The sequence below is a fragment of the Aeromonas sp. R10-2 genome (assembly GCF_040908445.1).
Taxonomy (GTDB): domain Bacteria; phylum Pseudomonadota; class Gammaproteobacteria; order Enterobacterales; family Aeromonadaceae; genus Aeromonas; species Aeromonas veronii.
Window position 1 is genome coordinate 41,521 of the sequence record NZ_JBFODS010000023.1, and the last position, 19,033, is coordinate 60,553.

19 protein-coding genes are annotated in these 19,033 nt (G+C 59.5%); 9 read left to right on the forward strand and 10 right to left on the reverse strand.

Annotation, left to right across the window (positions count from 1 at the left end; all coding sequences use genetic code 11):
- The first annotated feature begins 7 nt into the window (after window positions 1–7).
- The 3 genes from AB5Y97_RS05085 (at window position 8) to AB5Y97_RS05095 (ending at window position 3,231) form a co-directional block, all read left to right on the forward strand.
- Window positions 8–988: an ABC transporter ATP-binding protein gene (locus tag AB5Y97_RS05085; RefSeq protein WP_005337668.1), complete on the forward strand. Its 981-nt coding sequence runs from the start codon at window positions 8–10 to the stop codon at window positions 986–988.
- The gene (gene oppF / locus AB5Y97_RS05090) at window positions 989–1,984 is read left to right on the forward strand and encodes a murein tripeptide/oligopeptide ABC transporter ATP binding protein OppF (RefSeq protein WP_005337666.1); all 996 of its coding nucleotides are present in this window, start codon (window positions 989–991) and stop codon (window positions 1,982–1,984) included.
- A gap of 302 nt (window positions 1,985–2,286) precedes the next feature.
- Window positions 2,287–3,231: a TerC family protein gene (locus tag AB5Y97_RS05095; protein WP_005353134.1), complete on the forward strand. Its 945-nt coding sequence runs from the start codon at window positions 2,287–2,289 to the stop codon at window positions 3,229–3,231.
- Window positions 3,232–3,293: 62 nt separating this feature from the next.
- On the opposite strand, the gene alr is transcribed toward AB5Y97_RS05095, so the two are convergent.
- The gene (gene alr / locus AB5Y97_RS05100; RefSeq protein WP_021230622.1) at window positions 3,294–4,520 is read right to left on the reverse strand and encodes an alanine racemase; all 1,227 of its coding nucleotides are present in this window, start codon (window positions 4,518–4,520) and stop codon (window positions 3,294–3,296) included.
- A 173-nt stretch (window positions 4,521–4,693) separates the two neighbouring features.
- Between alr and AB5Y97_RS05105 the strand changes: the two genes are divergently transcribed.
- On the forward strand, window positions 4,694–5,143 hold the full coding sequence (locus AB5Y97_RS05105; RefSeq protein ID WP_335829123.1) for an isoprenylcysteine carboxylmethyltransferase family protein: 450 nt from the start codon (window positions 4,694–4,696) through the stop codon (window positions 5,141–5,143).
- A gap of 93 nt (window positions 5,144–5,236) precedes the next feature.
- Here the strand turns inward: AB5Y97_RS05105 and tapW are convergent, their stop codons facing one another.
- Together tapW and AB5Y97_RS05115 are read right to left on the reverse strand one after the other, a co-directional pair.
- The gene (gene tapW / locus AB5Y97_RS05110) at window positions 5,237–6,376 is read right to left on the reverse strand and encodes a type IVa pilus ATPase TapW (RefSeq protein ID WP_005353124.1); all 1,140 of its coding nucleotides are present in this window, start codon (window positions 6,374–6,376) and stop codon (window positions 5,237–5,239) included.
- Window positions 6,377–6,434: 58 nt separating this feature from the next.
- Window positions 6,435–6,791, reverse strand: coding sequence for a DMT family protein (locus tag AB5Y97_RS05115; protein ID WP_005337656.1), 357 nt, complete (start codon window positions 6,789–6,791; stop codon window positions 6,435–6,437).
- A gap of 112 nt (window positions 6,792–6,903) precedes the next feature.
- On the opposite strand from AB5Y97_RS05115, the gene AB5Y97_RS05120 reads away from it, so the two are divergent.
- The 3 genes from AB5Y97_RS05120 (at window position 6,904) to AB5Y97_RS05130 (ending at window position 9,589) form a co-directional block, all read left to right on the forward strand.
- Window positions 6,904–7,635, forward strand: coding sequence for a transporter substrate-binding domain-containing protein (locus AB5Y97_RS05120; protein ID WP_335837686.1), 732 nt, complete (start codon window positions 6,904–6,906; stop codon window positions 7,633–7,635).
- 95 nt (window positions 7,636–7,730) lie between these two features.
- Window positions 7,731–8,738 carry a vitamin B12 ABC transporter permease BtuC gene (btuC, locus tag AB5Y97_RS05125; protein ID WP_368157315.1) on the forward strand — a complete coding sequence of 336 codons (1,008 nt, stop codon included), beginning with the start codon at window positions 7,731–7,733 and terminating at the stop codon, window positions 8,736–8,738.
- A gap of 53 nt (window positions 8,739–8,791) precedes the next feature.
- Window positions 8,792–9,589, forward strand: coding sequence for an ATP-binding cassette domain-containing protein (locus AB5Y97_RS05130; protein ID WP_335837706.1), 798 nt, complete (start codon window positions 8,792–8,794; stop codon window positions 9,587–9,589).
- 22 nt (window positions 9,590–9,611) lie between these two features.
- Here AB5Y97_RS05130 and aac(6') read toward each other — a convergent pair whose 3' ends face one another.
- Together aac(6') and AB5Y97_RS05140 are read right to left on the reverse strand one after the other, a co-directional pair.
- Window positions 9,612–10,070, reverse strand: coding sequence for an aminoglycoside 6'-N-acetyltransferase (gene aac(6'), locus AB5Y97_RS05135; protein WP_335837688.1), 459 nt, complete (start codon window positions 10,068–10,070; stop codon window positions 9,612–9,614).
- 6 nt (window positions 10,071–10,076) lie between these two features.
- Window positions 10,077–11,141, reverse strand: coding sequence for a 3-deoxy-7-phosphoheptulonate synthase (locus AB5Y97_RS05140; RefSeq protein ID WP_005353109.1), 1,065 nt, complete (start codon window positions 11,139–11,141; stop codon window positions 10,077–10,079).
- 144 nt (window positions 11,142–11,285) lie between these two features.
- Here AB5Y97_RS05140 and AB5Y97_RS05145 point away from each other — a divergent pair, with 144 nt between their 5' ends.
- Window positions 11,286–11,666 carry a diacylglycerol kinase gene (locus tag AB5Y97_RS05145; RefSeq protein WP_064341903.1) on the forward strand — a complete coding sequence of 127 codons (381 nt, stop codon included), beginning with the start codon at window positions 11,286–11,288 and terminating at the stop codon, window positions 11,664–11,666.
- 83 nt (window positions 11,667–11,749) lie between these two features.
- On the opposite strand, the gene serA is transcribed toward AB5Y97_RS05145, so the two are convergent.
- The 5 genes from serA to AB5Y97_RS05170 all read right to left on the reverse strand — a co-directional run bounded on the left by serA (window position 11,750) and on the right by AB5Y97_RS05170 (window position 17,776).
- Window positions 11,750–12,982: a phosphoglycerate dehydrogenase gene (serA, locus tag AB5Y97_RS05150; RefSeq protein ID WP_005337639.1), complete on the reverse strand. Its 1,233-nt coding sequence runs from the start codon at window positions 12,980–12,982 to the stop codon at window positions 11,750–11,752.
- A 324-nt stretch (window positions 12,983–13,306) separates the two neighbouring features.
- Complete coding sequence (gene rpiA, locus AB5Y97_RS05155; protein WP_005353106.1) at window positions 13,307–13,960, reverse strand: ribose-5-phosphate isomerase RpiA; 654 nt, start codon at window positions 13,958–13,960, stop codon at window positions 13,307–13,309.
- Window positions 13,961–14,121: 161 nt separating this feature from the next.
- Window positions 14,122–14,718 carry a 5-formyltetrahydrofolate cyclo-ligase gene (locus tag AB5Y97_RS05160; RefSeq protein ID WP_005337635.1) on the reverse strand — a complete coding sequence of 199 codons (597 nt, stop codon included), beginning with the start codon at window positions 14,716–14,718 and terminating at the stop codon, window positions 14,122–14,124.
- Window positions 14,719–15,037: 319 nt separating this feature from the next.
- Entirely contained in the window at window positions 15,038–16,372 is a 1,335-nt protein-coding gene (locus tag AB5Y97_RS05165; protein ID WP_368157316.1) for a Na+/H+ antiporter NhaC family protein, read from the reverse strand.
- Window positions 16,373–16,795: 423 nt separating this feature from the next.
- The gene (locus AB5Y97_RS05170; protein WP_368157357.1) at window positions 16,796–17,776 is read right to left on the reverse strand and encodes an alpha/beta hydrolase; all 981 of its coding nucleotides are present in this window, start codon (window positions 17,774–17,776) and stop codon (window positions 16,796–16,798) included.
- Between the two features lie 273 nt (window positions 17,777–18,049).
- Between AB5Y97_RS05170 and dapB the strand changes: the two genes are divergently transcribed.
- Entirely contained in the window at window positions 18,050–18,862 is an 813-nt protein-coding gene (gene dapB / locus AB5Y97_RS05175; RefSeq protein WP_005347132.1) for a 4-hydroxy-tetrahydrodipicolinate reductase, read from the forward strand.
- The last annotated feature ends 171 nt before the right edge of the window (window positions 18,863–19,033 follow it).

Sequence of the window (19,033 nt, forward strand, 5' to 3'; positions counted from 1 at the left end):
TTTTTATATGAAGTTACTGGATGTGAAAGATCTGCGGGTCGAGTTCAAGACCCCGGACGGCAATGTGGTGGCGGTCAACGACCTCAACTTTTCTCTCTCTGCGGGTGAAACCCTGGGGATCGTCGGCGAGTCCGGCTCCGGCAAATCCCAGACGGCCTTTGCCATCATGGGGCTGCTGGCCAAAAACGGCATAATTACCGGTTCCGCCAAGTTTCAGGGTGAGGAGATCCTCAACCTGCCGGAGTCCAAGCTCAACAAGATCCGCTCCGAGAAGATCGCCATGATCTTCCAGGACCCCATGACCTCGCTCAACCCCTACATGAAGGTGCAGGATCAGCTGATGGAAGTGCTGATGTTGCATAAGGGCGTCAGCAAGGCGGAAGCATTCGAAGAGTCGGTACGGATGCTAGATGCGGTGAAAATTCCTGAAGCGCGCAAGCGGATGGGGATGTATCCCCACGAGTTCTCGGGTGGCATGCGCCAGCGGGTGATGATCGCCATGGCGCTGCTCTGCCGGCCGCAACTGCTGATTGCCGACGAGCCGACCACCGCCCTTGACGTGACCGTACAGGCCCAGATCATGACCCTGATGAACGAGCTCAAGCGCGAGTTCAACACCGCCATCATCATGATCACCCATGACCTTGGCGTGGTCGCCGGTATCTGCAACAAGGTGCTGGTGATGTATGCCGGTCGTACCATGGAGTACGGCAAGGTAGACGATATCTTCTATCGCCCGAGCCACCCCTACACCGAAGGCCTGCTGCGCGCCATTCCTCGTCTCGATACCGAAGGGGAAGTGCTGCCCACCATCCCGGGCAATCCGCCCAACCTGCTGCGTCTGCCGACCGGCTGCCCCTTCCAGGAGCGTTGCCACCGGGTCAGCGAGATTTGCGGCCAGCAGTCACCGATCCTCACCCCGTTCAACGACGGTCGGGAGCGGGCTTGCCACTGGGTTTCGGATGCCATGAACAAGGGGGCCAACTAAATGGGTGCCGACAAAAAATTGCTGTTGGAAGTGTCTGACCTCAAGGTCCACTTCAGTATCAAGAGTGGCAAGGCGTGGCCCTGGGCCAAACCGTCCGATCTCAAGGCGGTCGATGGGGTGACCTTGCGTCTCTATGAGGGTGAAACCCTTGGTGTGGTGGGGGAGTCCGGCTGCGGTAAATCGACCTTTGCCCGCGCCATCATCGGTCTGGTACCGGCCACCGATGGCAAGGTGGTGTGGCTGGGTGACGATCTTACCAAGCTCGATCAGAATGCCCTGCGCGAGAAGCGCAAAGAGATCCAGATGATCTTCCAGGACCCGCTGGCTTCTCTGAACCCGCGCATGACCATCGGCGACATCATCGCCGAGCCGCTCATCACCTTCTATCCCAACCTGCCACGGGAAGAGGTGAAGGAGAAGGTGCGCGCCATGATGAGCAAGGTGGGGCTCTTGCCCAACCTGGTCAACCGCTATCCGCACGAGTTCTCCGGTGGCCAGTGCCAGCGGATCGGGATTGCCCGGGCACTGATCCTCGAGCCCAAGATGATCATCTGCGACGAGCCGGTCTCGGCACTGGACGTATCCATTCAGGCGCAGGTGGTTAACCTGCTCAAATCCCTGCAAAAGGAGATGGGGCTGTCGCTTATCTTCATCGCCCACGACCTGTCGGTGGTCAAGCATATCTCCGATCGGGTGCTGGTGATGTATCTGGGCAACGCCGTTGAGCTGGGGACCCGCAAGGAGATCTTCGCCAACCCGTTGCATCCCTACACCAAGGCGCTGATGTCTGCTGTGCCGATCCCGGACCCTGAGCTGGAGCGCAACAAGGTGATCCAGATCTTGGAAGGGGACTTGCCATCGCCGATGAATCCGCCGTCCGGTTGCGTGTTCCGCACCCGCTGCCCGGTGGCTGGCCCCGAGTGCGCCAAGACCCGCCCCGTGCTGGAGGGGAACTTCGATCACGCGGTCTCCTGCCTCAAGGTCGACCCGCTCTGATGGGGATGTGTTGAACCTGCTTGCGGGGCTCCTTGATGGAGCCCCGATTTATTTTTGACGGCAGTGAAGATGCCTCTTGGCGTTATCTTTTACCGCTGCTACTATCCGCGCAACAAGGGGAGTAACTTCTCGCCGGTTTGTCGTCATTACGGTGCACCCATTTCCTGCAGTGCACCCGGCAGCCGGGCAGTCGATGAAAATCAGCTGTAAGTGAGACCTTGCCGAGAGGCAAGGTGTATCTGCTCCAAACGCAAACCCACGCCTCTCGGTCGTGGGTTTTGTCGTTTTTGGGAGAAGTGAAAATGGGTGAATGGTGGATGTGGACCGGTTTCTTCAGCATAGTGCTGGTCCTGTTATGGATAGACATACGCTTTGTCGGTGGCGGCAAGTCACATAAGGTATCTCTCAAAGAGGCGGGCGTCTGGTCCCTCATCTGGATCAGTGTTGCCCTGCTCTTCAACCTGGCTATCTGGCTCTGGCTGGATCACAGCGCGGGCCGTGAAATCGCCAATCAGAAGGGGTTGGAGTTCCTTACCGGCTACCTCATCGAGAAAGCGCTGGCAGTGGACAACGTCTTCGTCTGGCTGATGCTGTTCGGCTACTTTGCCATTCCAGCCGAGCTGCAGCGCCGGGTGCTACTGTACGGGGTACTGGGTGCCATCGTGATGCGTGCCGGTATGGTGTTCGCGGGCAGCTGGCTCATCGAGCAGTTCCACTGGATCCTCTATCTGTTCGGCGCTTTCTTGCTGCTGACCGGTGCCAAAATGCTGTGGGCGGCCGACAAGGAGCCGGACTTGGCCAACAACCCGTTGCTGGGCTGGATGCGCCGTCGTTTCAAGGTGACCGAGACCCTGGAAGGGGAGAAGTTCTTCGTCTGGCGTGACGGTGTGCGCTATGCCACCCCGCTGCTGTTGATCCTGGTGCTGGTGGAGGTGAGCGACCTCATCTTCGCGGTGGACAGTATCCCGGCCATCTTTGCGGTGACCACGGATCCCTTCATCGTGCTGACCTCCAACATCTTCGCCATCATGGGTCTGCGTGCCATGTACTTCCTGCTGGCTGGTGTGGCTGATCGCTTCGCCCTGCTCAAATACGGTCTGGCGCTGATCCTGATGTTTATCGGGGTCAAGATGCTGCTGCTGGATATCTTCAAGATCCCGACCGGTATCGCACTGGGCGTAGTTGCGCTGATCCTGCTGGCATCCATGGGGCTGAGTCTGTTTGTGACCCGAAAAAAGGCCGCTTGAATACGGTTGATGATGAATCAATAACAAGGGCTCCCGCGGGAGCCCTTTTTCATATCGCGTGATCAGCGTTTGATCTTTTTGGGGTTGGTGTAGCCCCAGATGGTGTACATGTCCGCCAGCAGGGCGCCGTTGTACTCCTCCAGATCCGCCTGTTTCACTTCGGCTTCACCCTGACGGCCAAACAGCACCACCTCGTCGCCGGGTTTCACCCCTTTCAGGTCAGTCACATCCACCATGATGGTGTTCATGGAAGTCTTGCCGACCACCGGCACCTTCTGACCCTGGATCAGCACATAGGCCTTGTTGCTCAGGGAGCGGCGATAACCGTCGGAGTAGCCCAGCGGCAGGTTGGCGAGCCAGGAGTCACGCTTGAGGGTAAAGGTGCGGTCATAACCGACGGTGTTACCTGCCGCATAGTGGTTGACAGAGGCTACCTGGGTCTTGAATGCCATCACCCGCTTGTATTCGGTGTGGGAGGGGATGGAGTCACCGTAGAGCAGGCCGCCCGGGCGCACCATGTCGAAGTAGGCGTCCGGCACGGCCAGGGTGGCGAAGGAGTTGGCGGCGTGGATGGTGATCTTGCTGCGATCCAGCTTGCCCGCTTCCAGCAGCCACTGGGAGTCCAGTTTGAACTGGGCCAGCCCCATCTTGACGTCCTCTTTCTCCTCCACCGGGAAGTGGGTCATGATGCCGACCGGGGTGATCCCCTTTAGCTTGAGCATGGCCAGCGCATCCTGTTTGGCATCGGCCAGACGCAGGTCGATGCCGTTGCGGCTCATGCCGGCGGAGTTGAGCGCGATATGCACCGGAATGGTGGTGTGGTGGCGCTGGGCGATATCGGCGATACCCTGGGCACTCACCAGACTGCCGATCAGCTCCTCCATCTTGTAGGGCAGGGCCTGCTCTACTTCGTCCGGGGTGGCGGCACGCACCCGCATCAGACGGCCGGTAAATCCCTTCTCGCGGGCGACGCGGGCCTCTTCGTTGCTGGCGATGCCGATGCAGGGGATATTGGCCTTGACCACGGAGGGGACCAGCAGGTCGATGCCATGACCGTAAGCGTCGGCCTTCATGATGGCGCAGATCTGCGGGCCCTTGTCGCCGAGGCGATCCTTGAGGGTCTGGATATTGTGTTCAAAGGCGCCCAGATCCACTTCCAACCAGGCGTTGCTGGCGGTTTGCTCCTGGCCGTTGCGATGATCCGTCGCAAGGGGCAGATAGGGAGCCGCAACGGCTTGGCCCGCGAGCAGGCCGAAGATCAGGGTAGCCAGCAGAGTTTTCTTGTGCATGGTGATTCCTTTTTGTTATTCGCGTTGGATAGTTTGGACGGGGTCGGCCACATTGGTGGTGGTTTAACCACAACTTGTTGTTATTATTATGATCTTTGTCACTCTCAACAGGCGCTGACTGGTTGGGAGTCTACCGCAACACGGGTTCGGCCGACACTCGTCAGGGGAAGAAAATGGTCAATCTTGAGTTACGTTTGCCACCACCGCTGATCCTCCTGCTCTGTGCCGGGGCCATGTGGTGGCTAAGAGGGGAGAGCCAGCCCGGCATCTGGGCAATGACGCTGATGGCTGTGCTGGTCGTGGCGGGGGCCATCATGGGCTTTGGGGCACTGCAACGATTTCGTCACCACCAGACCACGGTCAGCCCCACCAAACCGCAGCACACCAGTCGTCTGGTAACCTGCGGCGTTTATCGTGTCAGTCGCAATCCCATGTATCTGGGCTTGCTCTGCTGGCTGGCCGCCTGGGGCTGTTATCTCGGTGGAAGTTGGGTCTGGGTTGGGCCAATCGTGCTGGTGGCCTGGCTGACCCGCTTTCAGATCATGCCGGAGGAGCGGCTGCTGCGCGCCCGTTTCGGCGACGAGTATGTGGCATATTGCCAGCGCGTTCGCCGTTGGTGCTGACTGGCTGTGCTCTGCGTGAGCGGAGGGATAAGTCGGGTCAGCCGTGCTGGATAAAGAGAACCCCGGGCGGGCCCGGGGTTCTCGAGGGGCTGGTTAGAAAAAATCGCCCTTCTCGTCCTTGGTGGGTTCGAGGCTCCAGCCGGTGGCATCGCTGCTGCTGGCAATCTGTCCCTTCTCCTTCCACAGCTTGATCTTGAGGCGCAGGTTGTTGGCCGAGTCGGCGTTCTTTACCGCCTCTTCTTCCTCAATTACCCCTTCCACCACCAGATCAAACAGGGCACTGTCGAAGGTGACCATGCCGAGGGCCTTGGATTTCTCCATCACCTCCTTGAGGCCGCCAAATTCGCCGCGCTTGATCATGTCGCGGATGGTGTGGGTGCCGAGCATGATCTCCACTGCGGCCCGGCGGCCGCCATCGGTGGTTTTCACCAGCCGCTGGGAGACAAAAGCCTTGAGGTTGTTGCCCAGATCGTTGAGCAGCTGGGGGCGGCGCTCCTCGGGGAAGAAGTTGATGATGCGATCCAGCGCCTGGTTGGCGTTGTTGGCGTGCAGGGTGGAGATGGCAAGGTGGCCGGTTTCGGAGAAGGCCAGCGCATGTTCCATGGTCTCGCGATCGCGAATTTCGCCGATAAGAATGACGTCCGGCGCCTGACGCAGGGTATTTTTCAGCGCAGCGTGGAAGCTGCGGGTATCCACGCCAACCTCCCGCTGGTTGATGATGCTCTTGCGGTGGCGATGAACGAACTCCACCGGATCCTCGATGGTAATGATGTGGCCACCGCTGTTGCGGTTGCGATGGTCGATAAGCGCCGCCAGCGAAGTGGATTTGCCCGAGCCGGTACCGCCGACAAACAGCACCAGACCGCGTTTCTCCATGATGGTGTCGAGCAGCACTGGCGGGAGTTTGAGATCTTCAAAGCGGGGGATTTCGGTCTTGATGTTGCGGGCCACCAGAGAGACTTCGTTGCGCTGCTTGAAGATGTTGACCCGAAAGCGGCCGATCTGGGGCAGGGAGATGGCGAGGTTCATCTCCAGATCCTTCTCGAACTGCTGCTTCTGCTCGCCATCCATGATCTCGGCGGCGATCCGCGCCACTTCACCCGGTTCCAGCGGCGTTTCGTTGAGGGGGCGCAGGCCGCCGTTAAATTTGGCGCAGGGGGGCGCGCCGGTCGACAGATAGAGGTCTGAGCCATCCTGCTTGGCCAGGATCTGTAACATGTCTCGCAATTCCATTTTTTTGCCTCGTCGATCAATGAGATGCCATGAGCGGGATGATATTGAGTGTACAGCCTCAGGCGCCGGTCAGTTTCTCGCGAAAGACAAAAAAGACCGCACCGAGAATGCAGAGCCCTGCCCAGAGATAGTCCCATTTCAGATCTTCCTTGAGATAGAAGATAGAGAAGGGGACGAATACGGTGAGTGTGATCACTTCTTGCAAGATTTTCAGCTGGCCCACGCTCATCACCGTATGGCCGATGCGGTTGGCAGGCACTTGCAGCAGGTATTCGAACAGGGCGATACCCCAGCTCACCAGGGCGGCAATGATCCAGGGTTTATGGTTCATGCTCTTGAGGTGAGCGTACCAGGCGAAGGTCATAAAGACGTTGCTGCAGAGCAGCAGACCGATACTGGTGAAAATCGGGTTCATAGGGTTCTCCTTGAAAATCCGGCGCATTTTATCCCTGAACCACGGGTTTTCATACGTGGTGCGGGAGGGTATTTTTAACCAACAGGATAAGCCGTGCGAGGTATGCGACGGGATGGGCAAGTTATGCGGGATTGTGTTGTTACTGTTATTTGCCATGCCGGTGCGAGCGACCCCGACGCTGACGGTAGCCACCGATCTGTGGCCGCCATTTCGCATCCTGCAAGCGGATGGCCGGTTGCAGGGGCTCGACATGGACATCCTGCGCCGGTTGCAACAGGCGAGCGGCATTGAGTTGCAGGTACGGCGGATGCCGTGGGGCAGGGCGCTCAAGCAGATGCAGACCGGTCAGGTCGATCTGATGATTGGCCTCGCCTATACTGCCGAGCGGGCGCAGTTCATCGACTATCTGCAGCCTGCCTACTATCAGTGCTGGCCCGCGTTTTATGGTCAGCCGGTCAATGTGGCCCGGATCCACCAATACCGTGATCTGCAGGGGGTGAAGGTGGGCTATGTGCTCAACTCCGCCTACTTTGAGCCCTTCAACAGTGACAGCCGCCTCGACAAGCACGGAGTACCCACCGAAGATCAGCTGCTGCGCATGGTGCAGCGCGGTCACCTGCCGCTGATGATTGGCACCGACTGTCAGGTGGACTATGCCCTGAGTCAGGGAAATGCCAGCCGGATAGGCAAGGCGGACTACCGCCCCGCCACGCCGGTAACCTTCTATCTGGGGATGAGCAAGCACTCACCTCACCAGTCGCTGCGCCAGCCCTTGCTGGTGGCGCTGCAAAATCTGGTGGCCAGCGGCGAGATAAGGGTGATGGCAAAGCGTTACCAGCCTTGACCTTGGGTGGCAAGCCACTGTTATCATGCCCTTTTCCTGCTTCTCCCCGGCGCAGCGACAGGGCCGGGGGGAGCCTTGTTATTCGGGGATCATCCTTGTACCTCTCCCTTATCGCCCGCCAGCAGCGCTGGCAGCGGCGCTGGCTCTGTGGCCTGACGCTGCTGACCCTGCTGCTGTTTCTCTTCTCCCTCGTCTGGGGCGAGTTTGTGCTGCTGCCCTGGCAGCCCCTTGGCGATCTCGAACAGCGCATCCTGCGGGAGCTGCGCCTGCCGCGCGCCTTGCTGGCCCTCTTGGCTGGAGCAGCGCTTGCCTGTGGCGGCGCCGTATTGCAGGTGATGCTGCACAACCCGGTGGCCGAACCCGGGCTGCTTGGCGTTTCAAGCGGAGCAGGACTGGCTGCCATGGTGGCGATGGCGGTGGCCAAATCCCTCGGCCTCTATCTGCCCGGCTGGGGGCTGTCGCTGGCGGCCTTCGGTGGCGCGCTGCTGGTCACCATGCTGCTCATTCGGCTGGCTCGCCGGGCACGCCTCGGCCATGCCCGCTTGCTGTTGTTTGGCGTCGCCATCGGTATTCTTACCAATGCCGCCATGACCTGGTTGATGTACTTTGCCGACGATGGCTCCTTGCGTGAATTCATGTTCTGGATGATGGGCAGCCTCTCTTACGGCAGCCAGCAGTTCGGCTGGTGGTGGCTGGTGCTGCCGCTCACCTTGGGTTGGCTCTGCTGGCAGGGCAAGGCGCTGCAACAGTTGTTGTTGGGGGAGACCCAGGCCCGCCTGATGGGGATGGATGTAGACAAGATGCGGGTGCGGCTGGTGCTGGCGGTCTGTCTGCTGACCGGGGTGGCGGTATCCCTGTGCGGGGTGATCGGTTTTGTCGGGCTGGTGGTGCCCCATCTGCTGCGGCTCTGTGGCGGTAGCGATCAGCGTTTCCTGCTGCCTGCCTCGGCGCTCGGTGGCGGGGCCCTGCTGCTGGCAGCCGATCTGGTTGCTCGATCCACCCTGAGCGCGGGGGAGTTGCCTATCGGGGTCATCACCGCCTCGGTGGGGGCGCCGCTCTTTATCTATCTGCTATTGAGGCAAACTGCTGATGGTTCTGCATGATTTGGTCGGGGCGCGCAGTCACCTTATTTACCCGTTGTTGAGGCAAGATGCCGATGTCGCCCGCTGATCCCATGCCGGTTTCTTCTGGTGCTGCTGCGCCGCTGCTGGAGGCGCGCGCACTCGCCATTGCCGGACGGCTCTCTCCCCTGGATATCCGCTGGCATGGCGGCCAGTTGGTGGCGCTGCTTGGCCCCAATGGCAGCGGCAAGTCGACCCTGCTCGGGGCGCTGGCGGGGATTTTACCCGCCGATGGCACAGTGCAGCTGGGGGGGGAAGTGTTTACTGACCTGAGTTGGCCCGAGCTTGCCAAACGGCGCGCTATGTTGCCCCAGCGTCAGCCCCAGCTGTTTCATATTCCGGTGTTTCAGGTGTTGAGCCTGGGGCTCGATGAGGCGGTTTCGCCCGCCAGGCAGAGCGAGGCGATAAATGCACTGTGCGAGGCATTGGAGCTGGAAGCCTTGTTGGCCCGGGACTTCAGCCGTTTGTCGGGGGGCGAGCAGCAGCGGGTGCTGATCGCCCGCACCCTGCTGCAGGTTTGGCCGAGCCTCAATCCGACCGGCAAGGTGCTGCTGCTGGACGAGCCGCTGGCGGGGCTCGACCTGCATCACCAGCTGGCGCTATTGCGGTTGCTGAAAACTCTGGCCGGGCAGGGCTTGCTGGTGGTGCTCGCCATCCACGATATCAATCTGGCCATCGACTGGGCCGACCGCATTCTCTGCCTGCAAGGGGGCGTGGTGGTGCGCGAAGGGGGTGTCGAGCTGGTGGATGAGGCGCTGCTGGCGCAGGTATTCCAGATCCGCACCGACCGCATCGAAGCTGCGGGGCGCGTGTGGTTTATGCCCAGTTTGTGAGAAACAAGAAAGGCCCTTGGCGTCAGCCGAGGGCCTTTTTGAAGAATACGACTCGCTCCGTTTCGGCAAAGCCGAGTTGTTGGTGCATCTGCTGCGAGTCAAGATTGTCGATGGCGGCATCGGAGGCCAGTTCCCGGCAACCCAGCTCGCGGCCCCACTGCGCTACCTGAGCGATCAAGGCTTGTGCCATCCCACGCTGGCGCGAGGCCGGTTGCACATAGACCCCTTCCAGATACATCACAGGGCTGCTGTTGCAGCCATTCACGTAATCGTGGCGCAGGGCTGCATCGGCAAAGCCTACCGCCTGACTCTGCTCATCCAGCGCCAGAAAGGCGTTGAGATGTGCATTGGCCAACATCTCAACGCCTTCCTGCAGGTGGGCCGAAAGTGCGTGGTGCGGCCACAGCTGCTGGCGCAGGGTTGCCCACTGCGCCAGCAGCGTCTCATTGAGGGGGACTATCTGCCAGCCGATATTCGTCATCGGGGCTCAGGCTTGCCGCTTGGCAAGGCGTACCAGAGCAGCCTCTGCCAGCATCGCCAGCAGGGTTTCGGTGTCGCTCCATGACAGGCAGGCATCGGTGATGCTCTGGCCGAAGGTGGCGGCGCAGCCGTTCTCCACATCCTGACGCCCTTCCACCAGGAAGCTTTCGGCCATGATGCCGGCGATGCCGGTACGGCCGCGGCGCAGCTGATCGCAGATATCTTGCGCCACCAGCAGCTGACGGCGGTGATCCTTCATGCTGTTGCCGTGGCTGAAATCGACCACCAGACGCTCCGGCAGGCCCACATCGGCCAACGCTTCACAGGCTTCATCGACACTGGCGGTGTCGTAGTTGGGGCGGTGGCCGCCACGCAGGATCACATGACCAAAGGGGTTACCGGCGGTACGGTAGATGGTCATCTTGCCGTCTTTGTCCGGCGAATAGAAGATGTGGCTGTGACGGGCGGCGCGCACCGCATCGATGGCGATGCGGGTATTGCCGTCGGTGCCGTTCTTGAAGCCGACCGGGCAGGAGAGGGCCGAAGCCATCTCGCGGTGTACCTGGGATTCGGTGGTACGAGCGCCGATGGCGCCCCAGGTGATGAGGTCGGCAATATACTGGCCGGTCACCATATCGAGGAATTCGGTGGCGGTGGGCATGCCGATCTCGTTGATGTCGACCAGTAGTTTGCGCGCCAGTTTCAGCCCTTCGTTGACGTCGAAGCTGCCATCGAGGCGCGGATCGTTGATGAGCCCTTTCCAGCCGACGATGGTGCGCGGCTTCTCGAAATAGGTGCGCATCACGATGCAGAGGCTCTCTTTATACTGCTCGCGCAGGGCGTTGAGGCGCTGGGCATACTCGCGAGCAGCAGCGGGATCATGAATAGAGCAGGGGCCGACAATGACCAGCAGGCGCTGATCGTCTCCGGCCAGAATGGCTTCCACTTCGCGACGGGCATCCAGCAGATTCTGGGCAATGGTATCGGTGATCGGAAACGCGTGTGCAAGCTCGCTCGGAGTGATCAGTGACTCCAGGCGACGGGTGCGCAATTCATCTGTGTGAATGGACATACAACTCAAGTCTCGAGTGGGTGGTGTCAGCCGCAAGGGGCGAAAAAGCAAAGAGATAAAATAAAGCAAAAGTCCCCTGATTGAAACCTTGGGGGGCTCTGATAGGATGTGAGGCCAAAATCGATTCCAAATGAGGTAGATAGCGTGGCAAAGCCAGGGGCAACCGGGGTCACCCGCATCATCAACGCAACCGGTTACAGCATGAAAGGACTCAGGTCAGCCTGGATCAACGAGGCGGCGTTTCGGCAGGAGCTGATGCTGATCCTGTTGCTGATGCCACTGGCCTTCTGGCTGGGGGATTCTCTCAACCAGATCCTGCTGCTTATCGTCATCAGTTGGCTGGTGGTGATCGTCGAGATCCTTAACTCCGCCATTGAAGCTGTGGTAGACAGGGTTGGCTCCGAGCATCATGAGCTCTCCGGTCGCGCCAAGGATTTGGGCTCTGCCGCCGTCTTTATCGCGTTGGCCCTGAACGCCCTGGTATGGGGGGCGCTGGTGGGCCGCAACCTGTTGGGGTGGTGGTAAGCCATCACGCAGCTATCAGGCTCCAAAACGTAAAAAAGCCCGTCATCATGACGGGCTTTTTGCTGCTTGGATACACGGATCTATCAGTGGAGGATGCGGGCGCGGATGGTGCCGTTGATCTCCTTGAGCTTGGCGAGCGCCTTCTCGCTGTGCTCTGTCTCCACGTCGATCACCACGTAACCGATATGGCTGCTGGTCTGCAGGTATTGACCGGCGATGTTGATCCCCTCTTCGGCGAAGATCTGGTTGATCTGGTTCATCACGCCCGGCTGGTTGCGGTGAATGTGCAGCAGGCGGCTGGAGCCCTTGTGGCCCGGCAGCGACACTTCCGGGAAGTTGACGGCGGAGAGAGTGGAGCCGTTGTCGGAGTATTTGACCAGCTTGTTGGCCACTTCCAGCCCGATGTTCTCCTGCGCTTCATGGGTGGTGCCACCGATGTGCGGGGTCAGGATGACGTTCTCCAGCCCACGCAGCGGGCTTTGGAACTCTTCGTCGTTGGACTTGGGCTCGACCGGGAAGACGTCGATGGCGGCGCCGGCAATATGGCCGCTCTTGATGACGTCAGCCAGCGCATCGATATCCACCACGGTACCGCGGGCGGCGTTGATGAAGATGGCGCCCGGTTTCATCATCCGCAGCTGCTCGGCACCGATCATGTTCTTGGTGGAGGCGGTCTCCGGCACGTGCAGGCTGATGACGTCAGACATATTGAGCAGCTCGACCATGCTCGGCACCTGGATGGCGTTACCCAGCGAGAGCTTATTCTCGATATCGTAGTAATAAACCTTCATGCCGATGCTTTCGGCGATGATGCCAAGCTGGGTACCGATGTGGCCGTAGCCGATGATGCCGAGCTTCTTGCCGCGCGCTTCCACCGAGCGGTTGGCCAGTTTTTCCCACACGCCGCGATGGCACTTGGCGTTTTTCTCGGGGATGCCGCGCAGCAACAGCAGGATCTCGCCCAGTACCAGCTCGGCGACCGAACGGGTGTTGGAGAAGGGTGCGTTGAAGACCGGAATACCGCGGATCTGGGCTGCTTCCAGCTCGACCTGGTTGGTACCGATGCAGAAGCAGCCGATGGCGACCAGCTTGTTGGCGGCGTCGAGGACTTTCTCGGTGATCTGGGTGCGGGAGCGCAGCCCGATGAAATGCACGTCCCGGATCTGCTCGATCAGCTCCTCTTCGGAAAGTGAGGTCTTGAGATACTCCACACTGGTGTAACCTGCGGCACGAAAGGTCTCTACGGTGTTGGGGTGAACCCCCTCCAGCAGCAGAACCTTGATTTTATCCTTGTCCAACGAAAACTTGGCAGTCATGACGATCCCTCTGTATGTGCAAACGTAAGTGCAGATTTGGTGTGCGAAGAAAACCGTAAAGTAGCAAAAACGTTTGGGAGAGGGAATATTTGTGACGAAAGTCAAATTCTTTGAAGTTATCAACGAATGTTGTAAACATCCGTATGCAACTTGTTGAGGGATAAATAAAAACGGCGCCATCAGGCGCCGTCATTTATTCACAGTGCAATGTTTGGGTCATATCCCATCCCGGGGCTCAATCAACGCCGCTGCTATGTCAGGGCTGGCAGAGTGGCGCTGGCGGGCGAGGGAGGATGCCGCTGCACTGTGCTGCCGGTATCGGGATTACTGGGTAATCACGCCGTCCGGCGTACCGATCAGGACCACATCGGCGCCGCGCGCGGCGAACAGGCCGTTGGTGACCACGCCAACAATGGCGTTCAGTCGCACTTCCAACGCCTTGGCGTCGGTAATGGCCATGCCTTTCACATCCAGAATGTGGTTGCCGTTGTCGGTGACCACGCCTTCACGCCACACCGGGTTGCCACCCAGTTTGCGAATTTCGCGGGCCACGTATTCGCGGGCCATCGGGATCACTTCCACCGGCAGCGGGAACTGGCCCAGCACGTCGACGGTCTTGGTGTTGTCGATGATACAGATGAACTTGTCAGCGACGGCGGCAACGATCTTCTCGCGGGTCAGGGCTGCGCCACCGCCCTTGATCATGTCGCGGGTTGCGTTGATCTCGTCGGCGCCATCCACATAGACGGAGAGGGCGTCGATCTCGTTGAGATCATATACGGTGATGCCGAAGCCCTTGAGGCGCTCGGTAGAGGCCACGGAGCTGGATACCGCCCCCTTGATCTCGTCCTTCATGGTCGCCAGCGCGTCGATAAAGTGGTTGACGGTAGAGCCGGTGCCCACCCCGACGATGGTGCCGGGAACCACATACTTGAGCGCAGCCCAACCGGCCGCCTTCTTCATTTCATCTTGAGTCATGATCGTTCCTTAAGAAAAAAGCGGGCGCATTATATCCAACCCGGTACCCCGTCGCGACCTTGTTGCTCACGTTCCGGGGCAAAAAGAGGGACTTTGTAAATCGTTTGCCTGTTTATTCTGCGTTTGCGCGCACAAAGCCGGGGCTGCCGACCAAAAACAGCCTATTCAAAGCGCCAGCAGTGGCTCGGGGTGATGATCTGGGGCAGCGGCACATCCCACTCCTCTTGCGGGACGGCATCTACCTGCTGGCAGTCGTGGGCAATGCCGAGTGGCTTGGGGCCCAGCTTGTGCTCATGCCAGATGGCGAGAGTGCGATCATAGTAGCCGCCCCCCATGCCAAGGCGATTACCCTGGGCATCGAAGGCGACCAGCGGGGTGCAGATAAGATCGAGCGTGCTGTGGGGCACCACCTGCAGGATATCCAGCTCCGGCTCTTCGATGCCGTATCGGTTGCGCACCATGGGGCTGGTGGCGGTGTAGCGCAAAAAGAGCAGGTGACCCGGGGTAAAGGGGTGGAGCACCGGCAGGTAGACCTCTTTGTGCTGGGCCCACAGCCAGTGGATGGTGGGCAGGGGATTGATCTCCCCGTCATTGGCCAGATAGAGGGCAATGCGCTTGGCGGCGAGGATCTCGGGGTGTTGCTTGAACTGGGCCAGCAGCTGTTGGGCCGCCGCTTGCTGCTCGGCCGGACTCAGATTTTTGCGGCGTTGACGAACCAGTTGGCGCAGGGATTGACGTTCGGGTTGGGACTCATGCATGGGGAACCTCTGGTATAGCTGCGCATCGATGGCGTGAACGCGCTCTACCTTAGCACATTCACTCTGGACGTTAAGGGGGGTGACAGGGGAACACTCGCCCCGAACGGCTGATGCCAAGGGGCGGTGGGATAAATGCTGGCGGATCTGATAGTGAGTCAACAAGGGCCAGGGGGTGGCCCCTGTTGACAGCATGTCGGCGCGCCAGCCTCTGGTTTGTTACTTGTCAGCCTTGCCGCGCATCTGGTGCTTCACAAACACTGCAATGAGTGCCGCTACCGCGAGCGCTAATCCTGTGTAGAAACGCATGGACGTTATCCTGTTACTTGTCAGCCTTGCCGCGCATCTGGTGCTTCACAAACACTGCAATGAGTGCCGCTACCGCGAGCGCCATCGGGTAGAAACTCATGCTCACCACCGCCAACGGCGACAGGGCGAAGATGGATCCCAGCAGCAGCGCCTGTGCGCCCCAGGGGATCAGACCCTGTACCACGCAGGAGAAAATATCGAGCATGGAGGCGGCGCGGCGCGGGGTGACACCGTGGTGTTCGGCCAGATCCCGGGCTACCTTGCTGGCGACGATAATAGCCACCGTGTTGTTGGCGGTGCAGAGGTTGGTGAGGCTCACCACCCCGGCGATGCCGAGCTCGGCGGCTTTCTCGTTCTGTTCACCATTGTGCTCGCGAGTGAAACGGGCAATCAGGGCGCTGATGCGCTCGCTGATCCAGGCCAGTCCACCCTGACGTTCCATCAGGGCGCCGAGGCCGCCGATCAGCATGGAGAGCAGGAAGATCTCCTGCATGCCGGTAAAGCCCTGATAGATATCCTTGCTGAACTGACCGATGGCGTAGCCGTTGATCATGCCCACCGCTCCGGCGGCCAGAATACCGATCCCCAATACCACAAACACATTCACCCCGGCGAGCGCCAGCCCAAGAATGAGCAGGTAGGGCATCACCTTGAACAGCTCGATGGCGCTGCCGCTGGCAGGGGATTCACCCACAGAGCCCAGGGTCAGATAGAGCAGGATCACCGCGATGGCGGCAGGGGCCGCAATCTTGAAGTTCTCGCGGAACTTGTCCTTCATCTCGCACCCCTGACTGCGGGTTGCTGCTATGGTGGTGTCGGAGATGATGGAGAGGTTATCGCCAAACATGGCGCCGGAGAGAATGGTGCCTGCCATCAGTACCGGATCGATACCGGCCGCCTGCGCCACGCCCAGCGCGACCGGCGCCACGGCACCTATGGTGCCCATGGAGGTGCCCATAGCGGTAGCAATAAAGGCAGAGATGAGGAACAGCCCGGGCAACAGCGCCCAGCCAGGGATGAGCGACAGGCCCAGCACCACAGTAGCATCAACCCCGCCGGTGGCCTTGGCCACGCTGGCAAAGGCGCCCGCTAGCAGATAGATAAGGCACATCGCCATGATATTGCTGTGGCCGACCCCCTTGAAGAAGGTCTCCAGATTGCTGTTGAAGCTCTCTTTGCCAAGCAGCAGGGCGAGCATCACCGCAGGCAGGGCAGCAACCGGAGCGGGCAGCTGATAGAAGGCGAATTCGACTCCCTGCAGGGTCAGCCAGGTACCGGTACCGATAAAGAGTGCGAGAAAAACCAGAAGTGGCAGCAAGGCCCTGGCACTGGGTTGAGTCTGGATCATGTGTTCCTCTGAAATTGAACAATGACCTCCTGTCATGAACTGCTTTGTACCTGTATCGGATAGGGATAGGGGGAAAACAGGGCGGGCATCCTGCCGCATTGGGGTGCCCACAGTAGTGAGTCAACCTCGCTTGGTCAAGATAGACGTCCAGATGGATAGGTGTTTTTGTTTGATGATTCTGGTGTTATTGAGATATCCAAAGAATATTCGGAAAAATAAGTTGGTGCCGTTTATTGTTCATTACTGTTCTGGCGCAGTCCGCGGGTATCTGGGGGTATCGCGTGCCTTTAATAAGGAAAGAGGTAAACGATAAGATCTCTGCATGCCATCTTGGGGATTTCTCCCGCAGCCCTCTCTCTATCTCTACGTGAGCATGGTACGGATATTTCCAGAACGCGTGGACACAAGACCTGGGCTGTGTGGTTACTGTGTCAATTTCTCCACCGCCTGAACGGCTGTTGTGATGGCGTCCTGTTCCAGCGTCAGCGGAATGTGGCCAATTCCGGGCAGCAGGGTGACAGGCCAGGAGATTCCGAGACGTCTTAACTCAGGTTCAAGTTGATCTGTTTGGAAGGCTTCGTCATTTGCACCCGCGATCACGGCGCAGGGGCGTTGCACATTGCGCATGTTCTGCTGGTAGTCACGCTCCGGCTGAAAGTTCGAAGCAAGGTTGAAGGAGTAGGAGGGGGTCAGCAGGGATTTCGCCTCATCATTAAGGGCAAAGTTCAGCACGGTCAGATGGTTGAGTGCGGAAATATGGAAACCGTTGAGGATGCTCAGGGCGATGAGGCGAGGCAAGCCGACACGCACCCAGCCACCGCTGTTGGGCCGGTAGTTGGCGGCGGTGGGGCCGAGATAGGGGGAGAGCAGCAGATAGCTCTCGAACAGGGTTTGTCGCGTGCAGCCAGCAACGCGCAGCACAAAGCCACCCCCTGACGAGAAGCCGACGAGTGTTGCAGGCTTGCCGGGGGCCACCGACTTGATGAAATCTTCCAGATCGTCTTCAAGCTGACCGATGTAGGCAATGGTGCCTTTGTCGCCCGATGCGCCATGGCCGCGAATATCGAGGGCGTAGGCGTCATATCCCGCTTGCGAAAAGGCGTTCGCCATCTTGTGCATGCTCTGACTGCTGGCAGAAGAGCCGTGAACCAGTACCACGCTGCCCTTGACCTTGTTGTTCTCTGCGTGCTCTTTTGCGCCATAGTGCCGATAGGCCAGCTGCGTGCCGTCACGCGCCGGGTATCTTGAGAGGGGTGGCATATTGCTCCAGTCACTCCCCTTGAAAGGGTCGTTGATGCTGGCCATCGCCGGTGCCGAGCTCGGCCCGCCAAACAGCAGAGCCGCGGCCAGCATGACCAGGGTCAGTGATATCAACCCCACAGCAAACAGCAATCCTGCGCTCATCATTGCACCTCGTTTGATATCGACACGGGCGTTGCCCTGATTTTGCTTATGCTGGCATTTCACTCGTTCGAACCTATCAGATGGCACCCGGTCTGCCAAATGATGGAATGAGACGATGAAAAACGGCCTGTGACCAAAAGGAAGTTCTTGGCCAGCCAGCGGGCGCTGCCGTTGGCGAGTGCAGCAAGGAGTGGTGGCATCATGGCTTTTCAAACCCGGCGCGGGCTGGTAAAACGGTCTCTTTCCATAATTAAAAGAGATGAGAGGGTGGAGATGGACAATCCGATCCGTGTGGCCGTGATGGGCTGTAATGGTCGTATGGGCAAGGTGCTGCTGGAGGCCATCACCAACACCGATGGCGTAGTGGTCGGCGCCGCGCTGGAGCGGCCGGGTTCGGCGGTGATAGGTCTCGATGCCGGTGAGCTCAATGGGCTGGGCCATCTGGGTGTGGCCATCAGCGATAGTCTGGACAAGGTGCGCGACGAGTTTGATCTTATCATCGACTTCACCCGCCCCGAGGTGACGCTGGCCAATCTTGCTTTTGCGCTGGCCCACCACAAGCAGATGGTGATCGGCACCACCGGTTTTGACGATGCAGGCAAGGCTGCTCTGAAAGAGGCTGGCAAGCAGATCGGTATCGTGTTCGCCTCCAACTACTCGGTCGGGGTCAACCTGGTGTTCAAGCTGCTGGAGCAGGCCGCCAAGGTGATGGGGGATTACACCGACATCGAGATCATCGAGGGCCACCATCGCCACAAGGTGGATGCGCCATCCGGTACCGCGCTCTCCATGGGGGAAGTGGTCGCCAAAACCCTGGGTCGGGATCTCAAGGAGTGCGCCGTCTATGGTCGCGAGGGGATCACTGGCGAGCGGGATCGCAACACTATCGGCTTTGCCACCATTCGCGCCGGCGATCTGGTGGGGGAGCATACCGTCATGTTTGCCGATATAGGCGAGCGGGTGGAGATCAGCCACAAGGCCTCCAGCCGCCTGACCTTCGCCAACGGTGCTGTGCGGGCGGGCAAGTGGCTTGGTCAGCAGGGGGCCGGTCTTTATGACATGCAGGATGTGCTCAATCTCAAGTGATGCCTCTGAGCGGCACTTTCGTACTACTGCTACCCCAGTGAAAAACCCCGGCTTGCCGGGGTTTTTGCTGTCAGTCAGCCAGATTTTGTGTAAAAAGACACGCTGCCTGCAATTTTTAACTGAACTCCTTATAAATCACACTATTGCGTTATCCGCCAGATTTTCCCTTCC